General features: G+C 65.2%; 10 protein-coding genes. 9 read left to right on the top strand and 1 reads right to left on the bottom strand.

All coding sequences use genetic code 11. The annotated features are described in order from the left end of the window. From cyoC to AC25ND_RS04435, 8 genes are all read left to right on the top strand, one after another. Entirely contained in the window at positions 1-624 is a 624-nt protein-coding gene (gene cyoC / locus AC25ND_RS04470) for a cytochrome o ubiquinol oxidase subunit III (RefSeq protein ID WP_028689800.1), read from the top strand. Further along, positions 624-956, top strand: coding sequence for a cytochrome o ubiquinol oxidase subunit IV (gene cyoD / locus AC25ND_RS04465; RefSeq protein WP_028689799.1), 333 nt, complete (start codon positions 624-626; stop codon positions 954-956). Before cyoC ends, cyoD begins: the two co-directional genes overlap by 1 nt. Positions 957-967: 11 nt before the next feature. Further along, complete coding sequence (gene cyoE, locus AC25ND_RS04460) at positions 968-1855, top strand: heme o synthase (RefSeq protein ID WP_028689798.1); 888 nt, start codon at positions 968-970, stop codon at positions 1853-1855. A gap of 255 nt (positions 1856-2110) precedes the next feature. Next, the gene (gene alaC / locus AC25ND_RS04455; protein ID WP_186594257.1) at positions 2111-3319 is read left to right on the top strand and encodes an alanine transaminase; all 1209 of its coding nucleotides are present in this window, start codon (positions 2111-2113) and stop codon (positions 3317-3319) included. Positions 3320-3512: 193 nt separating this feature from the next. Further along, a complete protein-coding gene (locus tag AC25ND_RS04450; protein ID WP_028689796.1) occupies positions 3513-3896 on the top strand; it encodes a YkgJ family cysteine cluster protein in 384 nt (127 codons plus the stop codon). 370 nt (positions 3897-4266) lie between these two features. After that, entirely contained in the window at positions 4267-19551 is a 15285-nt protein-coding gene (locus AC25ND_RS04445; RefSeq protein WP_338148720.1) for an autotransporter-associated beta strand repeat-containing protein, read from the top strand. Positions 19552-20200: 649 nt separating this feature from the next. Continuing rightward, on the top strand, positions 20201-20446 hold the full coding sequence (locus tag AC25ND_RS04440; RefSeq protein WP_023631578.1) for a hypothetical protein: 246 nt from the start codon (positions 20201-20203) through the stop codon (positions 20444-20446). After that, positions 20443-20694 (top strand): DUF3077 domain-containing protein, encoded by a 252-nt coding sequence (locus AC25ND_RS04435; RefSeq protein ID WP_062364017.1) that lies wholly within the window; start codon positions 20443-20445, stop codon positions 20692-20694. Before AC25ND_RS04440 ends, AC25ND_RS04435 begins: the two co-directional genes overlap by 4 nt. 102 nt (positions 20695-20796) lie before the next feature. Here the strand turns inward: AC25ND_RS04435 and AC25ND_RS04430 are convergent, their stop codons facing one another. Then, a complete protein-coding gene (locus AC25ND_RS04430) occupies positions 20797-22101 on the bottom strand; it encodes a hypothetical protein (RefSeq protein WP_486976120.1) in 1305 nt (434 codons plus the stop codon). 358 nt (positions 22102-22459) lie between these two features. Here AC25ND_RS04430 and AC25ND_RS04425 point away from each other — a divergent pair, with 358 nt between their 5' ends. Next, entirely contained in the window at positions 22460-23023 is a 564-nt protein-coding gene (locus tag AC25ND_RS04425) for a GNAT family N-acetyltransferase (RefSeq protein ID WP_110604401.1), read from the top strand. Positions 23024-23064 lie beyond the last annotated feature (41 nt).

Raw genomic sequence — 23064 nt, 5'->3', positions numbered from 1 at the left:
ATGTCCAGTCAAGTAATCCACGGTGGCGCGCATGGTCATGACCATGCGCACGATGACCACCACCACGACTCGGGCCAGATGACCGTCCTCGGTTTCTGGCTGTACCTGATGACCGACTGCATCCTGTTTGCGTCGCTCTTCGCCACCTACGCGGTGCTGTCCGGCAGTTTTGCCGGCGGCCCGTCGGGCCACGACATCTTCCAGCTCGACTTCGTGCTGGTTGAAACCGCGTTCCTGCTGCTGTCCTCGATCACCTTCGGCTTCGCCATGCTGAAGATGTTCGACGGCAAGAAGGCCGGCGTACTGGGCTGGTTGGCCGTGACCTTCCTGTTCGGTGCAGGCTTCATCGCGATGGAAATCTATGAATTCCATCACCTGATCGCCGAAGGCTTCGGCCCGCAGCGCAGCGGCTTCCTGTCGGGCTTCTTCGCCCTGGTGGGCACCCACGGTCTGCACGTGACCGCTGGCCTGATCTGGATGGCGATCATGATGTATCAGATCAACAAGCACGGCATCACGCCGACCGCCAAGACTCGCATGAGCTGCCTGAGCCTGTTCTGGCACTTCCTGGATGTGGTCTGGATCTGCGTGTTCACCGTCGTCTACCTGCTGGGAGTTCTGTAATGGCTAGCGCACACGACACTCATCACGAGGGTAACCACGGTAGCGTGAAGTCGTACATGATCGGCTTCGTCCTCTCGATCATCCTGACCGCGATTCCGTTCGGCCTGGTGATGTTCCCGAGCCTGCCGAAGAACCTGACCGTCCTGATCGTGGTGGCCATGGCCGTCATCCAGGTGGTTGTGCACCTGGTGTACTTCCTGCACATGGACCGCTCGAAAGAGCAGCGTTCCAACGTGTCGACGTTCCTGTTCACTACCCTGGTGATCGCTCTGCTGGTCGGCCTGTCGCTGTGGATCATGTTCAGCATCCACTTCGAAATGTTGGCCAAGTGAGGTAAGACTGCATGTCCGTGAAGCACTTTATCCAAATCACCAAACCGGGGATCATTTTCGGTAACGTGCTTTCCGTGGCAGGCGGTTTCTTCCTTGCCGCTAAGGGGCATGTGGATTTCGCCCTGTTCCTGGCGGTGGTGATCGGTACTTCCCTGGTGGTCGCGTCCGGATGCGTGTTCAACAACTGCATCGACCGTGACATCGACCACAAGATGGAACGTACCAAGAACCGCGTCATGGTTCAGGGCGGCATGTCGCTGCCCCTGGCGCTGATCTACGCCACCCTGCTCGGGGTGGCGGGTTTCAGCCTGCTGTATGTGCAAGCCAATCCGCTGGCGGCGTTCTGCGCCCTGGTCGGTTTCGTGGTCTACGTCGGTTTCTACAGCCTGTGGCTGAAGCGCAAATCGGTGCACGGTACCCTGGTCGGCAGCCTGTCCGGTGCCATGCCTCCGGTGATCGGCTACTGCGCCGTGAGCAACAGCTTCGACCTGGCCGCGGTGACCCTGCTGGTGATGTTCAGCCTGTGGCAGATGCCGCACAGCTTCGCCATCGCCATCTTCCGCTTCAAGGACTACAGCGCCGCCAACATTCCGGTCCTGCCGGTGGCACGCGGTATCCTCGCGGCGAAGAAGCAGATCGTGCTGTATGTGCTGGCCTTCGTGCTCGCCACCCTGATGCTGACCCTCGGCGGCTATGCCGGCCTGGGTTACCTCGCCGTGGCGGCGGCCATGGGCCTGTACTGGCTGTACATGGCCTGGGGCGGCTACAAGGCCGAGGACGACAGCAAGTGGGCCCGCAAGGTGTTTGGCTTCTCCATCCTCACCGTTACCGCCCTGAGCGTGATGATGGGCGTGGACAGCCAGACCGCGGCTGATGTGCTGATGACCTACGCGCGCTGATACAGCAGCCTGTTACACCAAGAACCCCGGCCATGTGCCGGGGTTTTTTTATGCTTTTTTCCTGTGTTTGCCCGCGAAGGGCCAGTGCTGAAAACATAAATCTCAAATTTTCAAAAAAATAGTCTGAAAAAATCCAACAAAACAGGAAATTATCTTTTGCATTAACTGTGTTTCGGCACTATCTTCTGCTTCAGGCCGCCGCAGCGGCCAGCGTCGCTCGGACGGTTCCGGGCGCTTACGTCTGCAGAGGAACACATGGCCAACCCAGGTTCGCCGCGCCGCTTCGCGCGCATCGATCGTCTCCCCCCGTACGTTTTCAACATCACCGCCGAGCTCAAGATGGCCGCCCGCCGACGTGGCGAGGACATCATCGACCTGAGCATGGGCAACCCCGATGGCGCCACGCCGCCGCACATCGTCGAGAAGCTGGTGCAGGTCGCCCAGCGCGAGGACACCCACGGCTATTCCACCTCCCGTGGCATCCCGCGCCTGCGCCGGGCCATTTCCAACTGGTACAAGGAACGCTACGACGTCGCCATTGACCCTGAAACCGAGGCCATCGTCACCATCGGCTCGAAAGAGGGCCTGGCGCACCTGATGCTCGGCACCCTCGACCATGGCGATACGGTACTGGTGCCCAACCCCAGCTACCCGATCCACATCTACGGCGCGGTGATCGCCGGCGCCCAGGTGCGCTCCGTGCCGCTGGTGCCGGGTGTGGATTTTTTCAACGAGCTGGAGCGGGCGATCCGCGAGTCGATCCCCAAGCCGAAGATGATGATCCTGGGCTTTCCGTCCAACCCCACCGCCCAGTGCGTCGAGCTGGACTTCTTCGAGCGCGTGGTGGCCCTGGCCAAGCAGTACGATGTGTTGGTGGTGCACGACCTGGCCTACGCCGACATCGTCTACGACGGATGGAAGGCGCCGTCGATCATGCAGGTGCCGGGCGCCAAGGACATCGCCGTGGAGTTCTTCACCCTGTCCAAGAGCTACAACATGGCGGGCTGGCGGATCGGCTTCATGGTCGGCAACCCCGAGCTGGTCAGCGCCCTGGCGCGGATCAAGAGCTACCACGACTACGGCACCTTCACCCCGCTGCAGGTGGCCGCCATCGCCGCCCTGGAAGGCGACCAGCAGTGCGTGCGCGATATCGCCGAGCAGTACCGTCAGCGCCGCAACCTGCTGGTCAAGGGCCTGCACGAGATGGGCTGGATGGTCGAGAACCCCAAGGCCTCGATGTATGTCTGGGCCAAGATCCCCGAGGCCTATGCGCACCTGGGGTCGCTGGAGTTCGCCAAGAAACTGCTGGCCGAGGCCAAGGTCTGCGTGTCGCCGGGGATCGGCTTCGGTGACTACGGCGACGATCATGTGCGCTTTGCCCTGATCGAGAACCAGGACCGGATTCGCCAGGCCATTCGCGGCATTCGCCAGATGTTCCGGGCCGATGGTGTGACCCGCAAGTAAGCCGTTCACCCTGATCGCGGGGCAAGCCCACTCCCACGCCATTCAGTGGGAGCGGGCGTGCCCCGCGATGCGTTTGCGCCGATCAGCGGCGATCTTTTTTTGCGTCCCCCCTCTTCTCAGCCGTTCGCGCCTGGATTACAAATAGCGCCGCGGGCGCTCGCCCCGATAACAACAACCTCCTTCCCTGGCCATCATGTCCGATCAGAACCCTTGCCTGACCTGCGGCGCCTGCTGCGGCTACTTTCGTGTGTCTTTCTTCTGGGGTGAATGCCAGTCCGCCGGTGGCGTGGTGCCCGACGATCTGGTGGTGCAGATCAATCCGACCCGGGTCGCCATGATCGGCACCGACGCCAAGCCTTGCCGCTGCGTCAGCCTGGGCGGCGAGATCGGCACGCAAGTGGCGTGCTCCATTTATGAGAACCGCTCCAGCCCCTGCCGCGAGTTCGAGGCCTCGTGGGAAAACGGTGTGCACAACCCCAGCTGTGACGACGCACGGGCGGCCTATGGTCTGCCACCGCTGACACCACCGGGCGCCAATGAGCCGCATTGGCCGGAAGAGGGAGCGGAGGTCGCCTGAAAGTCGACCTGCCTTCCGAGCGACGGTACGCCGATGGGAATTGCCCCGTGATGGCCGTATGGCCTTATCGCGGGTAGGCTTGCTTTCACACACCGCCGTACATTTTGGGCTCCGCCATTACCGCTCGTCGGTTGGATCCAATGCTCGGGTGGCTGAAACCCGCGAAACACGTGCCGCCTCGACAAAGTATTAACACCATTTGACCGTCCCCTGCGCCGTACTGCCCGCGCCTGAGCGGCTACACATTCCTTCAAAGGATATTCGTAGCCATAGATCAGGCGTTTCGGCCGTCGCGTGTTCCACTGCTCTTTTCTGCCCTGCTGTGCACGCATTCAAGGACTGAAGTGCCTGATCCACGAAGGAGCTCTACGTGGACAGACGTGCCGCCCCCCGTTCACCCGCCCGTTTCTCGCAACTGTCGCTGGCTGTCAGCCTGGCTGTCGGTGCGATGGCATTTGGTCTGTCCAGCGAACAGGCGCTAGCCGTCTGTAGCGCGGCTGGTTCCACGATCACCTGCAACGGCGCGGCCAACCCGCTGGCGCCGAGCTATACCAATGGCGGCAGTGGCCTTACCGTCAACGTCAACCCGGGCGCGAGCCTGGGTACCTTGCTGGGCGTGGGCGGCACTTCGTTGTCACTGGCCGGGAACAACAACACCCTGAACAACTCCGGCACCATCGACCCGACGTTGCTCGGGCTGCTGAGCATCCAGTCCTCCGCCGTGCTGATCGGCAACACCGGCACCGGCAGCATCCTCAACATCAACAACAACGCCACGGGCGTGATCAAGGGCACCGGCGCCTTGCTCGGCGCCAACCTGCTGAACCTCACCGGCATGGCGCTGGACGCGCGCAACGGCGCCGGCGGCACCACCACCATCAGCAACGCCGGCAGTATCGGCTCCTCGGCGCTGGCCAGCCTCACGCTGGTGAGCGAGGACACGCCGGTCATCGCCGTGACCGGCGGCAGCACGGTGAACTTCACCAACACCGGCACCATCCTTGGCCGTGCCGCGTTCGAGGCTTCCGCGGCGGGCAACACCTTCACCAACGCCGGGACCCTGACCGGCAGCCTGTCGATGGGGGCCAACAGCACCAACCGCTTCAACGCCATCACCGGCTCCAGCGTTGGGGCAGGGCTTGGCGTCGGCGTGGCCTTGCTGGTCACCAGCAACCCGAACCTTGCCTACGCGGCAGCTGGCAAGATCGACGGCGGCGCAGGCGGCACTAATACCTTGGCATTGCAAAACGCCATTGGCGGCGGCAGTGGGACCAGTGGCAGCGGTACGATCAACGCCACCAACTACATCAACTTCAGCCGCCTGATTGTCGACGCCGGCACCTGGAGCCTGATCGGCCAGGTGCTCAACGGCACCACCCAGACCACCCTCAACGGTGGCCAGCTCAACTTCGACAACGCCAGCGCCTTCGGTAGCGGTGCCATTACCGTCAATGGGGGTGGGCTGGCGGGGACTGTCGGTGGTCTGAGCCTGGCCAACAACTTCACCCTCAACGCCGGTCTGAGCGTCGGCGGCGCCACCGACATGGCCCTCAATGGCGTGGTTTCGGGTGTCGGCGGGCTGACCAAAACCGGCGCCGGGCTGCTCACCCTCGGCGCCACCAACACCTACAGTGGCGGCACCACCCTCGCCGCCGGCGGTCTCAACCTGACCAGTGCCGCGGCGCTGGGCAGTGGCGGCCTCACCGTCAGCGGCGCCAGCAGCCTGCAGGGCAGCGTGCCGCTGGTGTTGAACACCGCCGTGGCGCTGAACGCGGCGCTGACCTTGCCTGGTAGCAACGCCCTGACCCTGGGTGGCGTGCTCAGCGGCACTGGTTCACTGGTCAAGAGCGGCAGCGGTGGCTTGACGCTGAACGGCGTCAACACCTACAGCGGCGGCACGACCCTGGGCAGCGGTACCCTCACCCTCGGCAACGCCAGCGCCCTGGGCAGCGGCGCGTTGGCACTGAGCGGCAACGGCACCCTGGACACCACGGCGACCATGGCCCTTGGCAATGCCATCAATCTGGGCAGCAGTACCCTGACCTTGCCGGGCAATAACGCCTTGACGCTCAACGGCGTGATTGGCGGCAGCGGCAGCCTGACCAAGAATGGCACCGCCGACCTCACTCTCAACGGCGTCAACACCTACAGCGGCACCACCACCCTGGGCGGTGGCAAGCTCACCGTCGGCAACAGCGCGGCGCTGGGCACCAGCGGCCTGACCCTGGGCGGCAATGCCAGCCTGGACGCCAGCAGCGCGGTCAGCCTGGGCAATGCGATCAACCTGGGGGCCAACACCCTTGACCTGCTGGGCACCAGCGCCACCACCCTGGGCGGTGTCATCAGCGGGACTGGCGCGCTGGTCAAGAATGGCGCCGGCGACCTGACCCTCAATGGCAACAACACCTTCAGCGGCGGTCTGACGCTCAACACCGGCAAGCTCACCGTCGGGCACAGCAATGCGCTGGGCAGCGGTGCGCTGACCCTGGGCGGCAACGTCAGCCTCGACGCCGGTACCGCGGTCAACCTGGGCAACGCGGTCAACCTCGGCGCCAACACCCTCAACCTGCTGGGCAGCAGTGCCACGACCCTGGGTGGTGTCATCAGCGGTACCGGCGCGCTGGTCAAGAACGGCAGCGCCGGCCTGACCCTCAACGGCAGCAACACCTTCAGCGGCGGCACCACCCTCAATGGCGGCGTGCTGACCGTGGGCAACAACAATGCCCTGGGCACCGGCGCGCTGTCCCTGGGCGGCAATGCCAGCCTCGATGCGGGCGTGGCGGTCAACCTGGGCAACGCCATCAACCTGGGTGGCAACACACTCACTCTGCCGGGCACGAGTGCCACCACCCTGGGTGGCGTGATCAGCGGCACCGGGGCGCTGGTCAAGAATGGCGGCAGCAACCTGACCCTGGGTGGCGCCAACACCTTCAGCGGCGGGCTGACCCTCAATGCCGGTACCCTGACCCTGGCCACCGCGGCGGCCCTGGGCACGGGCGGCTTGACCGTCGGTGGGGCCTCGACCCTGGCCAACACGGCAGCGATGACCCTGAACAATGGCGTCAATCTCGGCGCCGACCTGACCCTCGCCGGCGCCAACAACCTCACGCTGGCCGGCAACCTCGGCGGCAGCGGCGGCCTGATCAAGAACGGCAGCGCCAGCCTGACCCTGAGTGGCAACAACACCCAGAACGGCGCCACGGCGCTGAACGCCGGCACCCTGGTGCTCGGCAGCAACACCGCGCTGGGCACCGGCGCGCTCAATGCCGCGGCCAACACCACCCTGGATACCAGTGTCGCCGGGCTGAACATCGGTAACGCCCTCAACCTGGCCGGCAACCTGAACCTTCCCGGCAGCAACGACCTGACCCTGAGCGGCGTCATTGCCGGCGCCGGCGGCATCACCAAGGGCGGCAACACCACCTTGACCCTGACTGGTGCCAACACCAACAGCGGCTCCACCTTCCTCAACGCCGGCACCCTGGTGGTCGGCAACAACACCGCGCTGGGCACCGGAACCCTCAACACCGCAGCCGGCACCCACCTGGACGCCAGCACGGCCGTGAGCCTGGCCAACGACGCCATCATCGCCGGCCCCCTGACCATCGACGGCACCGCCAACCTGGGCTTGAGCGGCGTGCTCAGCGGCATCGGCTCGCTGGTCAAGAACGGCAACGCCAGCCTGACCCTGAGCGGCAACAACGTCTTCACCAACGGCACCCAGCTCAACGCCGGTACGCTGATCCTGGGCAGCAACACGGCATTGGGCATCGGTAGCCTGACCTTGGGTGGCAACGCCAACCTCGACACCAGCAGCGCTGTCGCGGCCACCAACACCATCAGCCTCGGCGCCAACACCCTGACCGTGCTGGGCAGCAACGCCACCACCCTGGCCGGGCAGATCAGCGGTACCGGCGCGCTGGTCAAGAGCGGCAGCGCCGCCCTGACCCTCAACGGCAACAACACCTACAGCGGCGGCACCACCCTCAACGGTGGGTTGCTGACCCTGGGCAACAACAACGCCCTGGGCACCGGCGGCTTGACCCTGGGTGGCAACGCCAGCCTCGACAGCAGCGGCACCCTCAACCTGGGCAACGCCATCAACCTCGCCGGCAATACCCTGACCCTGGCAGGCAGAAATGCCACCACCCTCGGCGGCGTGATCAGTGGCACTGGCGCACTGACCAAGAACGGCAGCACCAACCTGACCCTGTCCGGCGCCAACACCTTCAGCGGTGGTCTCAACCTCAATGCCGGGACCTTGACCCTGGCCAGCGCCGCCGCGCTGGGAACCGGCGCGCTGAACGTCGGCGGCGCGGCCACCCTGGCCAACGCCACGGCCATGACCCTGAACAACGCCATCAACCTCGCAGCCGACCTGTCGCTGCCCGCCACCAGCAACCTCACCCTGGCCGGCAACCTCAATGGCACCGGCGGCCTGGTCAAGAGCGGCAGCGCCACCCTGACCCTGAGCGGCAACAATACCCACAGCGGCGCCACCGCGCTCAACGCCGGCACCCTGGTACTCGGCAGCAACACCGCCCTGGGCACTGGCGGGCTGAATGCCGCCAACAACACCACCCTGGACACCAGCGTCGCCGGCCTGAATATCGGCAACGCGCTGAACCTGGCCGGCAACTTCATCCTGCCCGGCAGCAACGACCTGACCCTGAGCGGCACCATCGCTGGCGCCGGCGGCATCACCAAGAACGGCGCCACCCGCCTGACCCTGACCGGCAACAACAGCAACAGCGGCATCACCCGTCTGAACGCCGGTACCCTGGTGGTCGGCAGCAATACCGCGCTGGGCACCGGCACCCTCAACACCCTGGCCGGCACCCACCTGGATGCCAGCACCGCGGTCAGCCTGGCCAACGACGTCACCCTCGCCGGCCCCCTGACCATCGACGGCAGCGCCGACCTGGGCCTGAGCGGCGTGGTCAGCGGCATCGGTTCGCTGGTCAAGAACGGCAACGCCAACCTGACCCTGAGTGGCAACAACCTCTACACCAACGGCACCCAGCTCAATGCCGGCACGCTCACCCTTGGCAGCAACACCGCGCTGGGGATCGGCGCCCTGAGCGTGGGCGGCAATGCCAGCCTCGACGCCAGCACCGCCGTGGCGGTGACCAACGGCATCAGCCTGGGCAGCAACACCCTGACCGTGCTGGGCAGCAATGCCACCACCCTCGGTGGCCTGATCAGCGGCAGTGGCGCGCTGGTCAAGAATGGCAGCGCCGGGCTGACCCTCAACGGCAACAACAGCTACAGCGGCGGCACCACCCTCAATGCCGGGCTGCTGACTCTGGGCAACAACAACGCCATCGGCAGCGGCGCCCTGAGCGTGGGCGGCAATGCCAGCCTCGACGGCAGCGCCGCGCTCAACCTGGGCAACGCCATCAACCTCGGCACCGGCGCCACCCTGACCTTGCCGGGCAGCAATACCACCACCCTTGCTGGCGTGATCAGCGGCGCTGGCGCGCTGACCAAGAACGGCAGCACCAACCTGACCTTGTCAGGCGCCAACACCTTCAGCGGGGGGCTCAACCTCAACGCCGGCACCCTGACCCTGGCCAATGCCGCGGCGCTGGGGACTGGCGCGCTGAACGTCGGGGGGGCCGCAACCCTGGTCAACAGCGTGGCGATGACCCTGGGCAACGATGTCAACCTCGGCGCCAACCTGACCCTCGGCGGCAGCAACAACCTGACCCTTGGCGGCGTGCTCGCAGGCACCGGCGGCTTGGTCAAGAACGGTGTGTCCGACCTGACGCTGACCGGCAACAACACCTTCAGCGGTGCCATCGACCTGCTCGGCGGCAGCATCACCACGGTCGGTACCACGGCCCTGGGCAATACCTCGGCGGTCAGTGTCGGTGCCGGCACCAGCCTCAACCTCGGCGCCAGCGGCACCATCGGTGGCCTGAGCGGTGCCGGTACGGTGAACATCGCCGCCGGTGGCGCCCTGACCCTGGGCGGCAACAACCTCAACAGCGTGTTCAGCGGTGCATTGGCCGGCAGCGGTGGGTTGGTCAAGACCGGCACTGGCAGCTTCGAGCTGTCCGGGGTCAACGTGCTAGGTGGCAACACCACGGTCAATGCCGGCCTGCTCAATGTCACCGGCTCGCTGGCCAGCCCCGGCGTGCAGGTCAACAGCGGTGCCAGCCTCGGCGGCACCGGCAGCTTGCTGGGGGCGGTCGACATCGCCAACGGCGCGCACCTGCTGGCCAACAGCGGTGCGACCCTCAGTACCAGCGCGCTGACCCTGCACAGTGGCTCGATCCTCGACTTCGGCCTGGGCTCGCCAGCCACTGGCGGTACCGCGCTGGTCAACGTCAACGGCAACCTGACCCTGGACGGCACCCTCAACGTCACCGACGTCGGCGGCTTCGGCACCGGTATCTACCGGCTGTTCGACTACACCGGCGCGCTGGTCGACAACGGCCTGCTGGTCGGCAACGTGCCAGGCGCCATGCTGCCTGGCGACCTGCAGGTGCAGACCTCGATCGGTAGCCAGGTCAACCTGCTTGTCGGCGGCGCCTCCGGCACCGTGCAGTTCTGGGATGGCGGCCAAAGCGTGCCCAATGGCGTGATCGACGGCGGCACCGGCACCTGGAATGGCAGCAACACCAACTGGACTGATGTCAACGGTGTGCTCAACGGCAGCTGGGCCAGCGACTTCGCGGTATTCCAGGGCACTGCAGGGGATGTCACCGTGGTCGGCACCCAGGCCGCCACTGGCCTGCAGTTCGTCACCAACGGCTACCGACTGATCGGCGCCGGTGGGCTGGACCTGGTCAACGGCAGCAACGGCGCCTTCGCCGTGCGTGTCGACCCCGGCGTCACCGCGACCCTCAACGTTGGCCTCTCGGGCAACGGCCAACTGGCCAAGCTCGACAGCGGCACCTTGGTGCTCAATGGCGCCAACAGCTACACCGGCGGCACCCTGCTCAACGGTGGCACGATCGTGGTCGGCAACAACACCGCTTTGGGTAGCGGTTCTGTCAGTACCGCCAACGGCACCACCTTGGACAGCAACACCGCCGTGACCCTTGGCAACGCCTTCAATCTCAGCGGTGCCCTGACCGTCGCGGGCTCCGCCGACCTGGGGCTGTCCGGCGTGGTCTCCGGCCTTGGCAGCCTGGTCAAGGCCGGCGGCGCCAACCTGACCCTGGGTAACGCCAACACCTACAGTGGCGGCACCAGCCTAGGTGCCGGTACCTTGACCCTCGGCAACGCCCAGGCGTTGGGTACTGGCGGCCTGACCGTCACCGGCGCCGCCAGTCTGGACATCTCCGGTAACCTGGCACTGGGCAATACCGTCGCCCTGAATGCCAACCTCACCCTGCCGGGAACAAACGACCTCAGCTTCAACGGAGCGCTCAGTGGCACAGGGGGTCTGGTCAAGACAGGTTCCGGCACGCTCACCCTCAACGGCAGCAACAGCCAGCAGGGCAGCACCAGCCTGAACGGCGGCACCCTCGTGGTAGGCAGCAACACCGCGCTGGGCACCGGTGCGCTGAACGCAGTCGGTGGCACCACCCTGAGCAGCAATGCCAACGTCACCCTGGCCAACCAGCTCAACCTGGCCGGCAACCTGACCATCGCCGGGGCGCAGAACCTGACCCTGGGCGGTAACGTCAACGGCGTCGGCGGCCTGACCAAGACCGGCAGCGGCACCCTGACCCTGACCGGCACCAATGGCAACCTGGGCAACACCAACCTCAATGCCGGTACCCTGGTGCTCGGTAGCGCCAGCGCCCTCGGCCTTGGCCAGCTCAACGCGGCGGCCGGCACCACGCTGGACAGCGCTGCGGCGATCAACATCGGCAACACCGTCAACCTGGGCGGCGACCTCACCATCACCGGCAGCAACGACCTGGGGCTGGGCGGGCTGGTCACCGGTGCCGGTAGCCTGATCAAGAACGGTGCCAGCAACCTTACCCTCAGTGGCGCCAACACCCTGATCGGCGGCGTGACCCTCAATGCCGGCACGCTTACCCTGGGCAACAACCAGGCGCTGGGCACTGGCACCCTGACTGTCGGTGGCGCCAGCAACCTGGCCACCACCGGCGCCCTGACCCTGGCCAATCAGGTGACGCTCAACAGCACCCTGAACCTGACCGGCAACAACAACCTGGCCCTCAATGGCGTGATCAGCGGCACCGGCGGCCTGACCAAGACCGGCAGCGGCAACCTGACCCTCGGCGCCGCCAACACCTACCAGGGCACCACCACCCTTGGCGGCGGCACCCTGACCCTGGGCAACAACGTCGCCCTGGGCACGGGCAACCTGGCGGTGACCGGCAACAGCACCCTGGCCACCATCGGTGTACTGCAGGTGGTCAACGCCATTGGCCTTGGTGCCGGCACCACCCTCGGCATCAACAACACCCAGACCCTGACCCTCGATGGCGTCATCAGCGGTGCCGGGGCGTTGAACAAACTGGGTGCCGGGCAACTGGTGCTCAATGGCAGCAACACTTACGCCGGCGGCACCTCGTTGCAGGCCGGCAGCCTGCTGCTGGGCAATGCCGGCGCCCTGGGCAGCGGAGCACTGACCGTCAACGGCGCCGCCAGCCTCGATGCCAGCCAGGCGCTGGCGCTGGTGAACGCCATCAACCTCGCCGGTGGCAACCTGACCCTTGGCGGCAGCCAGGCGCTGACCCTCAACGGCGTGATCTCCGGCAGCAACGGCCTGGTCAAGAACGGCGCCGCTACCCTGGCCCTGAACGGCAACAACACCTACAGCGGCGGCACCACCCTCAACGCCGGCACTCTGGTGGTCGGCAGCAACACCGCGTTGGGCAGCGGTGACCTCAGCACCGGCGCCAACACCAGCCTCGATGCCGGCGGCGCGGGCGTCACCCTGGCCAACAATGTGCATCTGGGCGGTACCCTCAACCTGCCGGCCAGCGCCGACCTGACCCTCAACGGCGTGGTGGATGGCGTCGGCGGCCTGAACAAGTCGGGCGCCGCGACCCTTACCCTCAACGGCGCCAACAACTACCTGGGCGGCACCACCCTGAATGCTGGCCGGTTGGTGGTCGGCAACGACAACGCGTTGGGGCAGGGCGCCCTGACCGTCGCCGGGGCCTCGACCCTGAGCAGCGGCGCCAGTACCGCCCTGGCCAACAACGTCACCCTCAACGCCGGCCTGACCGTCGATGGCGGCAACGACCTGACCCTCAATGGCGTGATCAACGGCACCGCCGGCCTGACCAAGAACGGCAGCGGCAACCTGACCCTCAATGGCAACAACGGCTTCCAGGGCGGCACCCAGCTCAACGCCGGGCGCCTGACCGTGGGCAACAGTGGGGCGCTGGGTACCGGCACCCTGTCGGTCACCGCCGACGCCACCCTGGCCAACAGCGCGCCCATGGCCCTGGGCAACACCATCGCCCTGAGCAATGGTGCCAACCTGACCGTCGATGCTGTCAACGCGCTGATCCTCAGTGGTGAGCTGGGCGGCAGCGGTAACCTGGTCAAGACCGGCGTCGACGACCTGACCCTGGTCGGCGTCAAGACCTTCACCGGCAATGTCGACATCCAGGCCGGCTCCCTCACCACCCTCGGCAGCGGTGTGCTGGCCAACGTCGACACCCTCAACGTTGGTGCCAGCGGCCAGCTCAACCTCAACGGCAATGCCAGCCTCGGCAGCCTGACCGGCAGCGGCCAGGTCGATGTCGGCATCGGCAGTGTCCTGAGCCTGGGCGGCAACAACCTCAGCAGCACCTTTGCCGGCGGCCTCAACGGCCTGGGCGGCCTGACCAAGGTCGGCAGTGGCACCCTGACCCTTACCGGCACCAGCAACCTGGCTGACAACACCCTGGTCAACGCCGGCACCTTGAAAGTCGACGGCACATTGGGCAGCAACCTGCTGACCGTCGCCAGTGGCGCCACCCTGGCGGGTAGCGGCACCGCCAACGCCACGGTGGTGATCAACAACGGCGGTCACCTGGCCGGGCAGAGCGGTGCCACCCTGAGCCTCGGCAGCCTGGTGCTCAACAGCGGCTCGATCGTCGATGTCGGCTTGGCGTCACCGTCTACCGGCGGTACCGCGCTGTTCAACGTCGGCGGCAACCTGACCCTCGACGGCACGCTCAATGTCAGCAGCATCGGCGGCTTCGGCAACGGTGTGTACCGCATCTTCGACTACACCGGCGCCTTGACCGACAACGGCCTGGACTTCGGCACTCTGCCGCTGGGCGTGGGCCTGGGCGACGTGACCCTGCAGACCGCACTGGCCAACCAGGTCAACCTGCTGGTCAGCGCCGCGGGCCTGAACATCCAGTTCTGGGACGGCAGCCAGAGCGTGGCCAACGGCCAAGTCGATGGCGGCACTGGCGTGTGGAACGCCGGCAACACCAACTGGACCGACCTCAACGGCGTGCTCAACACCACCTGGGGCAGCACCTTTGCGGTGTTCCAGGGCACGGCGGGCGACGTCACCGTCGATGGCAGCCAGACCGTCAATGGCCTGCAATTCGTCACCGATGGCTACCGCTTGCTGGCCGGCACCGGCGGTGCGCTCGACCTGATCAATGGCACGAGTGGCGACACCAGCGTGCGGGTCGATCCAGGTGCCACGGCAACCCTCGATGTCGGCCTGACCGGCGTCGGCAAGCTCAACAAGCTCGACAGCGGCACCCTGGTGCTCAATGGCAGCAACAGCTACAGCGGCGGCACCCTGCTCAGCGGCGGTACCTTGATTGTCGGCAGCAACACGGCCCTGGGCGGCGGCGCGCTCGACACCACGGCGGGCACCACCCTCGACAGCAACGCCTCGGTAGCGCTGGGCAATGCCATCACCCTGGCCGGCCCGCTGAACATCGCCGGTAGCAATGACCTGGCCCTCAACGGCAACATCGGCGGCGCGGGTGGCCTGGTCAAGGCCGGCAGCGCGCGGCTGGCGCTGGCCGGCAACAACACCTATGCCGGCAATACCGCGCTCAATGGCGGCACCCTGGTGCTGGGCTCCAACACCGCGCTCGGCACCGGCACCCTGACCACCGCACCTGGCACCAGCCTGGACAGCAGCCAGGCGGTCACCCTGGCCAACAATGTCACCACCATGGGCGACCTCACCGTGCTGGGCAGCAACGACCTGACCCTGGGGGGTACCGTCGGCGGCACCGGCCGCCTGCTCAAGGCCGGCCTGGCGCGCTTCGCGCTGATGGGGGCCAACACCTACAGCGGCGGCACCGAGTTGCAGGCCGGCACGCTGGTGGTCGGCAACAACGCGGCGCTGGGCACTGGTGGCCTGGAGGTCACCGGTAACGCCAACCTCGACAGCGCCAGCGCCGTCACCCTGGCCAACCCGGTCAATGTCAGCGGTGTGCTCAACGTGCTTGGCACCAACGACCTGCACCTGGCCGGCGTGCTCAGCGGCGCGGGCGAGCTGAACAAGAACGGCCTGGCCGACCTGACCCTGTCGGGCAACAACACCTTCAGCGGCATCCTCAACATTCTCTCCGGCAGCCTGAGCACCCTCGGCACCACTGCCCTGGGTACCCAGAGCCAGTTGAACGTCAGCACCGGCGCCAGCCTCAACCTCGACGGCAACACCAGCCTTGGCGACATCGGCGGCACCGGCGCGATCCAGATCGCCGCCGGCAACAGCCTGACGGTCGAAGGCGGCGTGTTCGGCGGCAATATCAGCGGCACCGGTACCTTGAACAAGCTCGGCAGCGCCACCCTGGCGCTGAACAGCGCCAACAGCCATACCGGCACCACCAACGTCCAGGCGGGCGGTCTGAAAGTGGACGGCTCCCTGGCCAGCGGCGCGGTCAACGTGGCCAGCGGCGCCAGCCTCAGCGGTGCCGGCAGCCTCGGCGGGGCGGTGACGGTGGCCAACGGCGGCAATCTCGCGGCCACCAGTGGCAGCACGCTGAACGCCGGCAACCTGGTGCTCGACAGCGGCGCCAACTTCAACGCTTCACTGGGCACGCCCTCGGGCGGCGGCAGCCCGCTGGTCAACGTCGCCAACAACCTGACCCTGGGCGGTACCCTCAACGTCACCGACATCGGCGGCTTCGGCGCCGGGGTCTACCGGTTGTTTGCCTACGGCGGCAGCCTCACCAACAACGGCATGAGCTTCGGCACCACGCCGGTACCGATCACCGACCTGACCGTGCAGACCGCCGTGGCCAACCAGGTCAATCTGGTGGTCGGCGGTGCCAGCAACGTACTGTTCTGGGACGGCAGCCAGAGCGTCGCCAACGGCCAGATCGACGGTGGCAGCGGCACCTGGGACGCCATCAACACCAACTGGACCGACGTCAACGGCGTGTTGAACAGCACCTGGAACGACACCTTCGCGGTGTTCCAGGGCGCCCCCGGCACCGTCACCGTGAACGGCAACCACAGCATCACCGGCCTGCAGTTCGTCACCGATGGCTATGTGCTCAACGCCGGTATCGCCGGTGAGTTGCTGGGCAATGGCACCACCAACCTGCGTGTCGACAACGGCGTCACCGCCACCCTCAACGTCGCCCTCAACGGCACCGGCAGCGTCGCCAAGCAAGACGGCGGCACCCTGGTGCTCAACGCCGCCAACGGCTACAGCGGCGGCACCGCCCTCAACGGCGGCACCTTGGTGCTGGGCAACAACAGCGCGCTGGGCAGTGGCACCCTGACGGCCGCTGGCGGCACCACGCTGGACAGCAACACCGCCGTCACCCTGGCCAATACCACCGTGCTCAACGGTGCCCTGGCCATCGCCGGCAGCAATGACCTGACCCTCAACGGTGTGGTCAGTGGTACCGGCGGGCTGATCAAGAACGGTGCCGGCCTGCTGACCCTGAACGGGGCCAACACCTACAGCGGCGGCACCCAGATCAATGCCGGCGGCGTGGTGGGCAATACCACCAGCCTGCAAGGCGCGATCCTCAACAACGGAGCCCTGACCTTCGCGCAGAACGCCAACGGCAGTTACACCGGCAACCTCAGCGGCAACGGCACCCTGGCCAAGAACGGCACTGGCGAGCTGCTGCTGACCGGGGTCAACACCTTCACCGGCGCCACCAGCGTCAACGCCGGCACCTTGTTGGTCAACGGCCGTCTCGACAGCACCAGCGTGCAGGTCGCCACCGGCGCCCGCCTGGGCGGCAGCGGCACCTATGGCGGTGCTGTACAGATCGCCAACGGCGCCACCCTGGCTGCTGGCCAGAGCGCCACGCCACTCACCGTCGGCAGCCTCGACCTGGCGTCGGGCAGCGCCCTGGACTTCAGCCTCGGCGCTCCGGCCGCCTCCACCACCGTGGTCAGGGTCAACGGCAACCTGGTGCTCGACGGCACGCTGAACATCACCGATGCCGGCGGTTTCGGCACTGGTGTCTACCAACTGTTCAGCTACGGCGGCACGCTCACCGACAACGGCCTGGTGTTCGGCGCCATTCCGGGCAGCGTGGTCCTGGGCGACCTCAGCCTGCAGACCGCCATCGCCAACCAGATCAACCTGGTGGTGCAGAACTACGGCGAGGCGCTGCAATTCTGGAATGGCGGCAAGACCAATCCCGACGGCAGCATCGGCGGCGGCAGCGGCACCTGGGGCTCGAACACTGGCTGGACCAACGCCGGTGGCACCACCAGCGAAGGCTGGAGCGGCGGCTACGCGGTCTTCGGCGGTACGCCGGGCACCGTCACCGTGGTCGGCAACCAGTCGTTCGACGGGCTGCAGTTCCTCAGCAGTGGTTACCAGGTGGTCCCGGGGGCCGGTGGCAGCCTGACCCCAGTCAACGATACCGACGGCAGCCTTGCGTCGGTGCGTGTCAACGCCGGCGCCACGGCCACCATCAGCGCGCCGCTGGTCGGCACCGGCGGTATTGAGAAACTCGACGCCGGCACCTTGATCCTCGCAGGCGCCAACACCTACAGCGGCGGCACTACCGTCAGCGGAGGTACCCTGGTCGGCAACACCACCAGCCTGCAGGGCAACATCCTCAACAATGCCAACCTGGTGTTTGCCCAAGGTAGCAATGGCACCTTCAACGGCACCCTAAGCGGAACCGGCACCACCACCAAGCAGGGCGGTGGCACCCTGCTGCTGACCGGTAACCAGCCGTTCAGCGGCGCCTTCAACGTCAACCAGGGCGTGCTCCAGGTGGGCGATGCCGCCCACCCGGGCAGCACCCTCGGCGCCCAGGTCATGGTAGCCAACGGCGCCGCGCTGACCGGCAACGGCACCGTCGCCGGGCTGACCAACAACGGCACCGTGCTGCCGGGGCCGGCCGGCAACCTGAACGTATCGGGCAACTTCACCAATGGCGCCACCGGCACCCTGGTAATCGACCTTGCCACCTCGCCGGTGAACTACTTGAACGTGGGCGGCACGGCCAACCTCGGCGGCAGCCTGATGGTGGCCAACCTCGCCAGCGGCAACGGCCAGTACACCGTGGTCAGCGCGGCGGGCGGTGTCACCGGCACCTTCGCCACCACCAACCTGGCAAACTCGGCGTTCCTCAACAGCTCGCTGAACTATGGCGCCAACCAGGTGACCCTGTCGGTCAGCCGCAACGGCACCTCCTTCGCCGATGTCGCCGCCACCGGCAACCAGCGTGGCGTGGCCACGGCCCTCAGCAGTGCCGGGGCCCCGGCCGATCTGGTCAACAACGTGCTGCCGCTTGACCGCCAGGCTGCCCAGGCGGCATTCGACAGCCTGTCCGGCGAGATCCACGCCAGCACCGCGACCGTGCTGATCGAGGACTCGCGCTACGTCCGCGACGCGGTCAACGACCGCCTGCGCCAGGCTGACTGCAGCAACCAGGACGATCCGCGTCGCACCTTGGCGCCGACCGCCAACCAGCAACTGACCAGCGAAGGCTGCCAGGGCCAGGCCGTGGGCTGGATCCGCGCCATCGGCGGCTGGGGCACCTACGACGGCAGCAGCAGCCATGCCAGCGTCGACCGTGACCTGTCGGGCTTCATGCTTGGTGTCGACCGTGCCCTGGATGACCAGTGGAAAGTCGGCGCCGCCGCCGGCTACACCCGCTCGAGCATCGATGCGCACCGTCGCCGCTCCGACGCCACGGTGGACAGCTATCACCTGACCACTTACCTCGGCTACCAGCTGGACGCCTTCGCCGCCCGTATGGGCGTGGCCTACAGCTGGCACGACATCGACACCAAGCGTGATGTCACCGTGGGCAGCTACGACGACCGCCTCAAGGCCAAGTACAAGGCGCGCAGCGCCCAGGTGTTCGGCGAGGTGGGCTATGCCATCGATGCCGGCGGTATCGCTCTGGAGCCGTTCGCCGGCCTGGCCTACGTCAACTACGACAGCGACACCGCCCACGAGAAGGGCGGGGCAGGGCGGCTGGAAGGCAAGGTCGACCAGGACGTGACCTTCTCCACTCTGGGCGTGCGGGCCGGCAAGCGCATCCTGCTCGACAACGGCAGCACTGTCACGCCACGGCTGTCGGTGGGCTGGCGCCATGCCTTCGGTGACGACAAGCCTGATGCCGATCTGCGCTTCGTCGGTGGCGGCGCCGGGTTCAGCACCGAGGGCGTGCCGATCGCCAAGGACGCGGCGGTGGTCGAGGCCGGGGTGGATTTGTCGGTGGGCGCGAGCGGCAAGCTGGGGGTCGGGTATTCCGGGCAGCTGTCGAGCGAGAACCGCGACCATGGTGTGGTGGTGAGCTTCAGCATGGGGTTCTGAAGTAGATCGCCGGGGCTGCTTTGCAGCCCTTTCGCGATACAAGGCCGCTCCCACATCTATTTCGGGCCAATTTTTCCTGTGAATGAGGCGGCGCCCGCCTTGGTGCACGCCTCAAGTCGTGCGGGGCGGCAGTGGTGCCCATGCTGAAGTTGCGTCGGACCAACAAGGCGGACCAGGTAATGGCTCAGGACTGACTGGCCCGAAACAGATGTGGGAGCGGCCTTGCGTCGCGATGCGCCGCGCGGGCGGCGCTCGATCTTGCAGGCGCTGCAAGGCCATCGCCAAGCACCTGGTGGCCATGACGCGATCAAAACCTCACCCCAAACCCCGTAAGACATTTCCGAATTTGAAACCAAATCCTTCAGCCAGCCAGCGCTTCGGACCTATCCTACGCGCCTGCCGGAAGGCTCTGAATTGGCCGGGAAATACACCAGGGGTACCGTCACTGGGTCGTCACATTTGGCGACCGGGTGTGAGAAGCCCGTCCATGTCCAGATTCAGGTTGCCTGTTATGGCAGCCGTGCGCGCGCAGACTTCGGTCTGGCCGTGGTGTCTGGACACGGTCTTCTCACCTCGCGTACGGCTGCCACCCTTGTCTGTGAGAAGGATGCTGGTGGTTGCTCTAGAAACCATTTCCAGAGTAACAACTATGAAAAAACTAGTACCTGACCCACCCTATCCAATCCCCTTCGTCACCATCATCAGCGACCTCGACCCCGAGGAAGCCATGGCCCACGCCAACAAGCTGATGCACATCCTCAGCGATACCGTCCACGCCTATACCGTCTGCCAGCGCGACGCGCGCCTCGACGTGATGATGGACAGTGTCGAAATCCTCGGCCAACTGGTCATCTCGCTGGTCCGCCACGCCCGGGCCAAGGGGGCGCCGGTATGAGCGACGACAGCAAGCCCGGCCCGACCCAGGGCAAGACCACCTGCCTCGAGATCTTCTGCATCCAGCCCGGCATCCCGTTCGACCACGCGTTCAGCGACCTGTCGGTGCTGCTCGGCTGTGTGGCGCATTTCACCACCGAGGCCGAGATGGAAGGGGACCTCATGGCCGGCAGTGCCGCACGGATTCTCAGTGGGTTGGCCAAGGGGTTGATCGATGACATGGAACTGGGTCTGAATCGCAGCAAGTGAAAGATGCCCTTGTCGAGGTGCCGTGACAGCCATCGACAGGGGCGCTTCACAAATGACTGGAAGTTTGTGGAGTATACTTGACGCTCTCAGGCTCATCCTGATTTATGGCGTGAAAATTGCGCCGGGAGAGAACGTTCCTGACGCACCATCGTTCTGAATAATGGCGTAATTGCCGCAGACGGTTTTGCGCTTGTCCGCCGTAATCCAGTCCTTGGGGATGGAAACATAGTAATAGGTGCCATCATACTCTATCGCGAGCTCTTTTTTCCTTGTCGGCGAGCCCTCTGCATGCCAATAGACATCAACCTTGCTGCCTGCACTAATTTCAGGGTAGTACAAGATATACCTGGGGGCTTCGTCTGCGAATGACATATACCTTGGCGGTCTTATGTCGGTGCCGTGGCCGAGTAAAATTGTATTTAAGGGTAGTGAGTTCCACGTTTTATATTCGCCAACGTCTACTTTATGCGTGACATGGTAGCAGGCAGTTGCACTAGTGCTCAGGGCGGATGTGAAGATACCAGAGGGTATATCAAATGCCAGGTCTTCAATTTTGTTGGGCGTCTTTTGCGGTGAGCGATAGATCAGGTGTTGCAGCTCAACAGACATCGCTATTTCGTCTCCCGCCATGCCCGTGTATTTTGGCACGATTATCTTAATGAGGTCGCCTGGCGGAAGACCCAGCTCGCCCTCAAGTTCGGGAGGAATAATCCCGTAGTCTACGCGTAATTCCAAGGTTGGTGACGTTTTACCCTTTACCGTGTAGCAGAGCGTTAGCGAACCACCGGCGATTGCGTCGATAAGGCCCTTTACAATAATGAACTCGGTATGTTGTGGCTTCGCTTCATCAATCATTGGTTCGAGTTCAATCACCGTCCCTTTATCATTTGTTGCGACGACTGTAAGCGAGATCTGATCACCTTCCAGGATAGGCGCTACTGTCTCGACCCGTACCGTTGCCCCATCCTTTCCCACGCTATCAGGACTCAATCCTGAACCCCTGGCTTCAATGATTTCAGGTGCTTTGAGTTCTGGTTCGAGTTTGCCATCGACCACGGTGATGTTAAGTGGGGGCGACTTGAGGTCAGGTTCAATTTCATAGTCAATGACGGCGCTACCGCCCACTACAGCTTTTGCGAGGTCATTCTTCAGTTCGATCTTGAGGCGGTTGAAAATGTCAGTCCACTCCACTAGGTGCTCTTGGCGTTCGGGACTTAATTCTTCCCCGTCAGCGGTGGTGCCCTGCCATTTCAGTTCCAGCTTTTTGGCTGCGGAGTCTTGTGGTAGTCGCTGAATGATGACATTGAAATTTTTTCCGTTTAGGGCATGCCAGTCCAACTCGCCGCTGGGTGCTTCTTCGATCGTTGGTGCTTCCAGGGTGAGTGTGCTGGTTTTTTCAATGCTCATGACATTTTCCTAAGTGCGGATAGTATGGTTCAATGATTTCATGCGTCGCCAAGTGTGTGCGAAAGTTTATGTTACGCCCGCACGGCAATACATTTAACAAAGTTCAACACATCTGACACCTGGCAAAAATACCAGGTTAGGCACCGGCAATGAGACCTGATGTGCCGAGAGGGTATGCTCAATGTTCCCGGTACCAGTCTGCAGGCATCAAAGGCCCCACCGAGGCAGGATTTCTGGGTGCTGTCGTTGGATCGCTCACCGCATCTCGCTATTCGTTTGCTCTGCCCGGCACGCGTGCGTGCGGGTATCCACTGACGCTAGACTGTCATCCTCCCCACCACCGGACAGGAGTCCCGGCGTGCCCGACCCCCGCAGTTTCCCCAGCGACCTGTGCCTTGAAAGCCCACGCCTGCAGCTGCGCCCCATGCGCCACGGCGACGCGCAGCAGTGGCTCACCATCATGGCCGACCCGGAAGTGATGCGTTACTGGTACCACGCCCCCTGGCAGACCCTGGCCGAGGCCGAAAGCGCCCTGGCCGCCGACCGCGAAGCCTATGCCGCCGGCCAGTTGCTCAAACTGGGCATGTACCGCCGCGACAACGGCGAGCTGATCGGCATGGTCCAGCTGTTCAACCTCGAGGAAGGCTCGCGCCGTGGCGAGATCGGCTACTGCCTGGCCAAGTCGGCCCAGGGCCGCGGCTACATGGACGAGGCGCTGACCTGCTTCATCGACTACCTCGCCCACACCCTGCACCTGCGTCGCCTGGAGGCGGAGATCGACCCGCGCAACCAGGGCTCGGCGCGTACCCTGGAACGCCAGGGGTTCGTCCTGGAAGGCACCTTGCGCGCCCGTTGGTGCGTGGCGGGTGAACTGTCCGATTCGGGGTTGTACGGTTTGCTGCTCGAACCCCCAGTGGCCTGATGCCCACGTGTCATGGACGCGACTTTCACTGATGGGATGGA

The organism is Pseudomonas sp. P110(2024) (assembly GCF_057480795.1).
Note: the sequence above shows the minus strand (reverse complement) of the source record. Positions and strands in the feature narration are given on the sequence as shown.

Bases quoted from the DNA above. Each gene is read 5' to 3' on its own strand.
- cyoC (WP_028689800.1), top strand. From the start codon at position 1: ATGTCCAGTCAAGTAATCCACGGTGGCGCGCATGGTCATGACCATGCG.
- cyoD (WP_028689799.1), top strand. From the start codon at position 624: ATGGCTAGCGCACACGACACTCATCACGAGGGTAACCACGGTAGCGTG.
- cyoE (WP_028689798.1), top strand. From the start codon at position 968: ATGTCCGTGAAGCACTTTATCCAAATCACCAAACCGGGGATCATTTTC.
- alaC (WP_186594257.1), top strand. From the start codon at position 2,111: ATGGCCAACCCAGGTTCGCCGCGCCGCTTCGCGCGCATCGATCGTCTC.
- AC25ND_RS04450 (WP_028689796.1), top strand. From the start codon at position 3,513: ATGTCCGATCAGAACCCTTGCCTGACCTGCGGCGCCTGCTGCGGCTAC.
- AC25ND_RS04440 (WP_023631578.1), top strand. From the start codon at position 20,201: ATGAAAAAACTAGTACCTGACCCACCCTATCCAATCCCCTTCGTCACC.
- AC25ND_RS04435 (WP_062364017.1), top strand. From the start codon at position 20,443: ATGAGCGACGACAGCAAGCCCGGCCCGACCCAGGGCAAGACCACCTGC.
- AC25ND_RS04430 (WP_486976120.1), bottom strand. From the start codon at position 22,101: ATGAGCATTGAAAAAACCAGCACACTCACCCTGGAAGCACCAACGATC.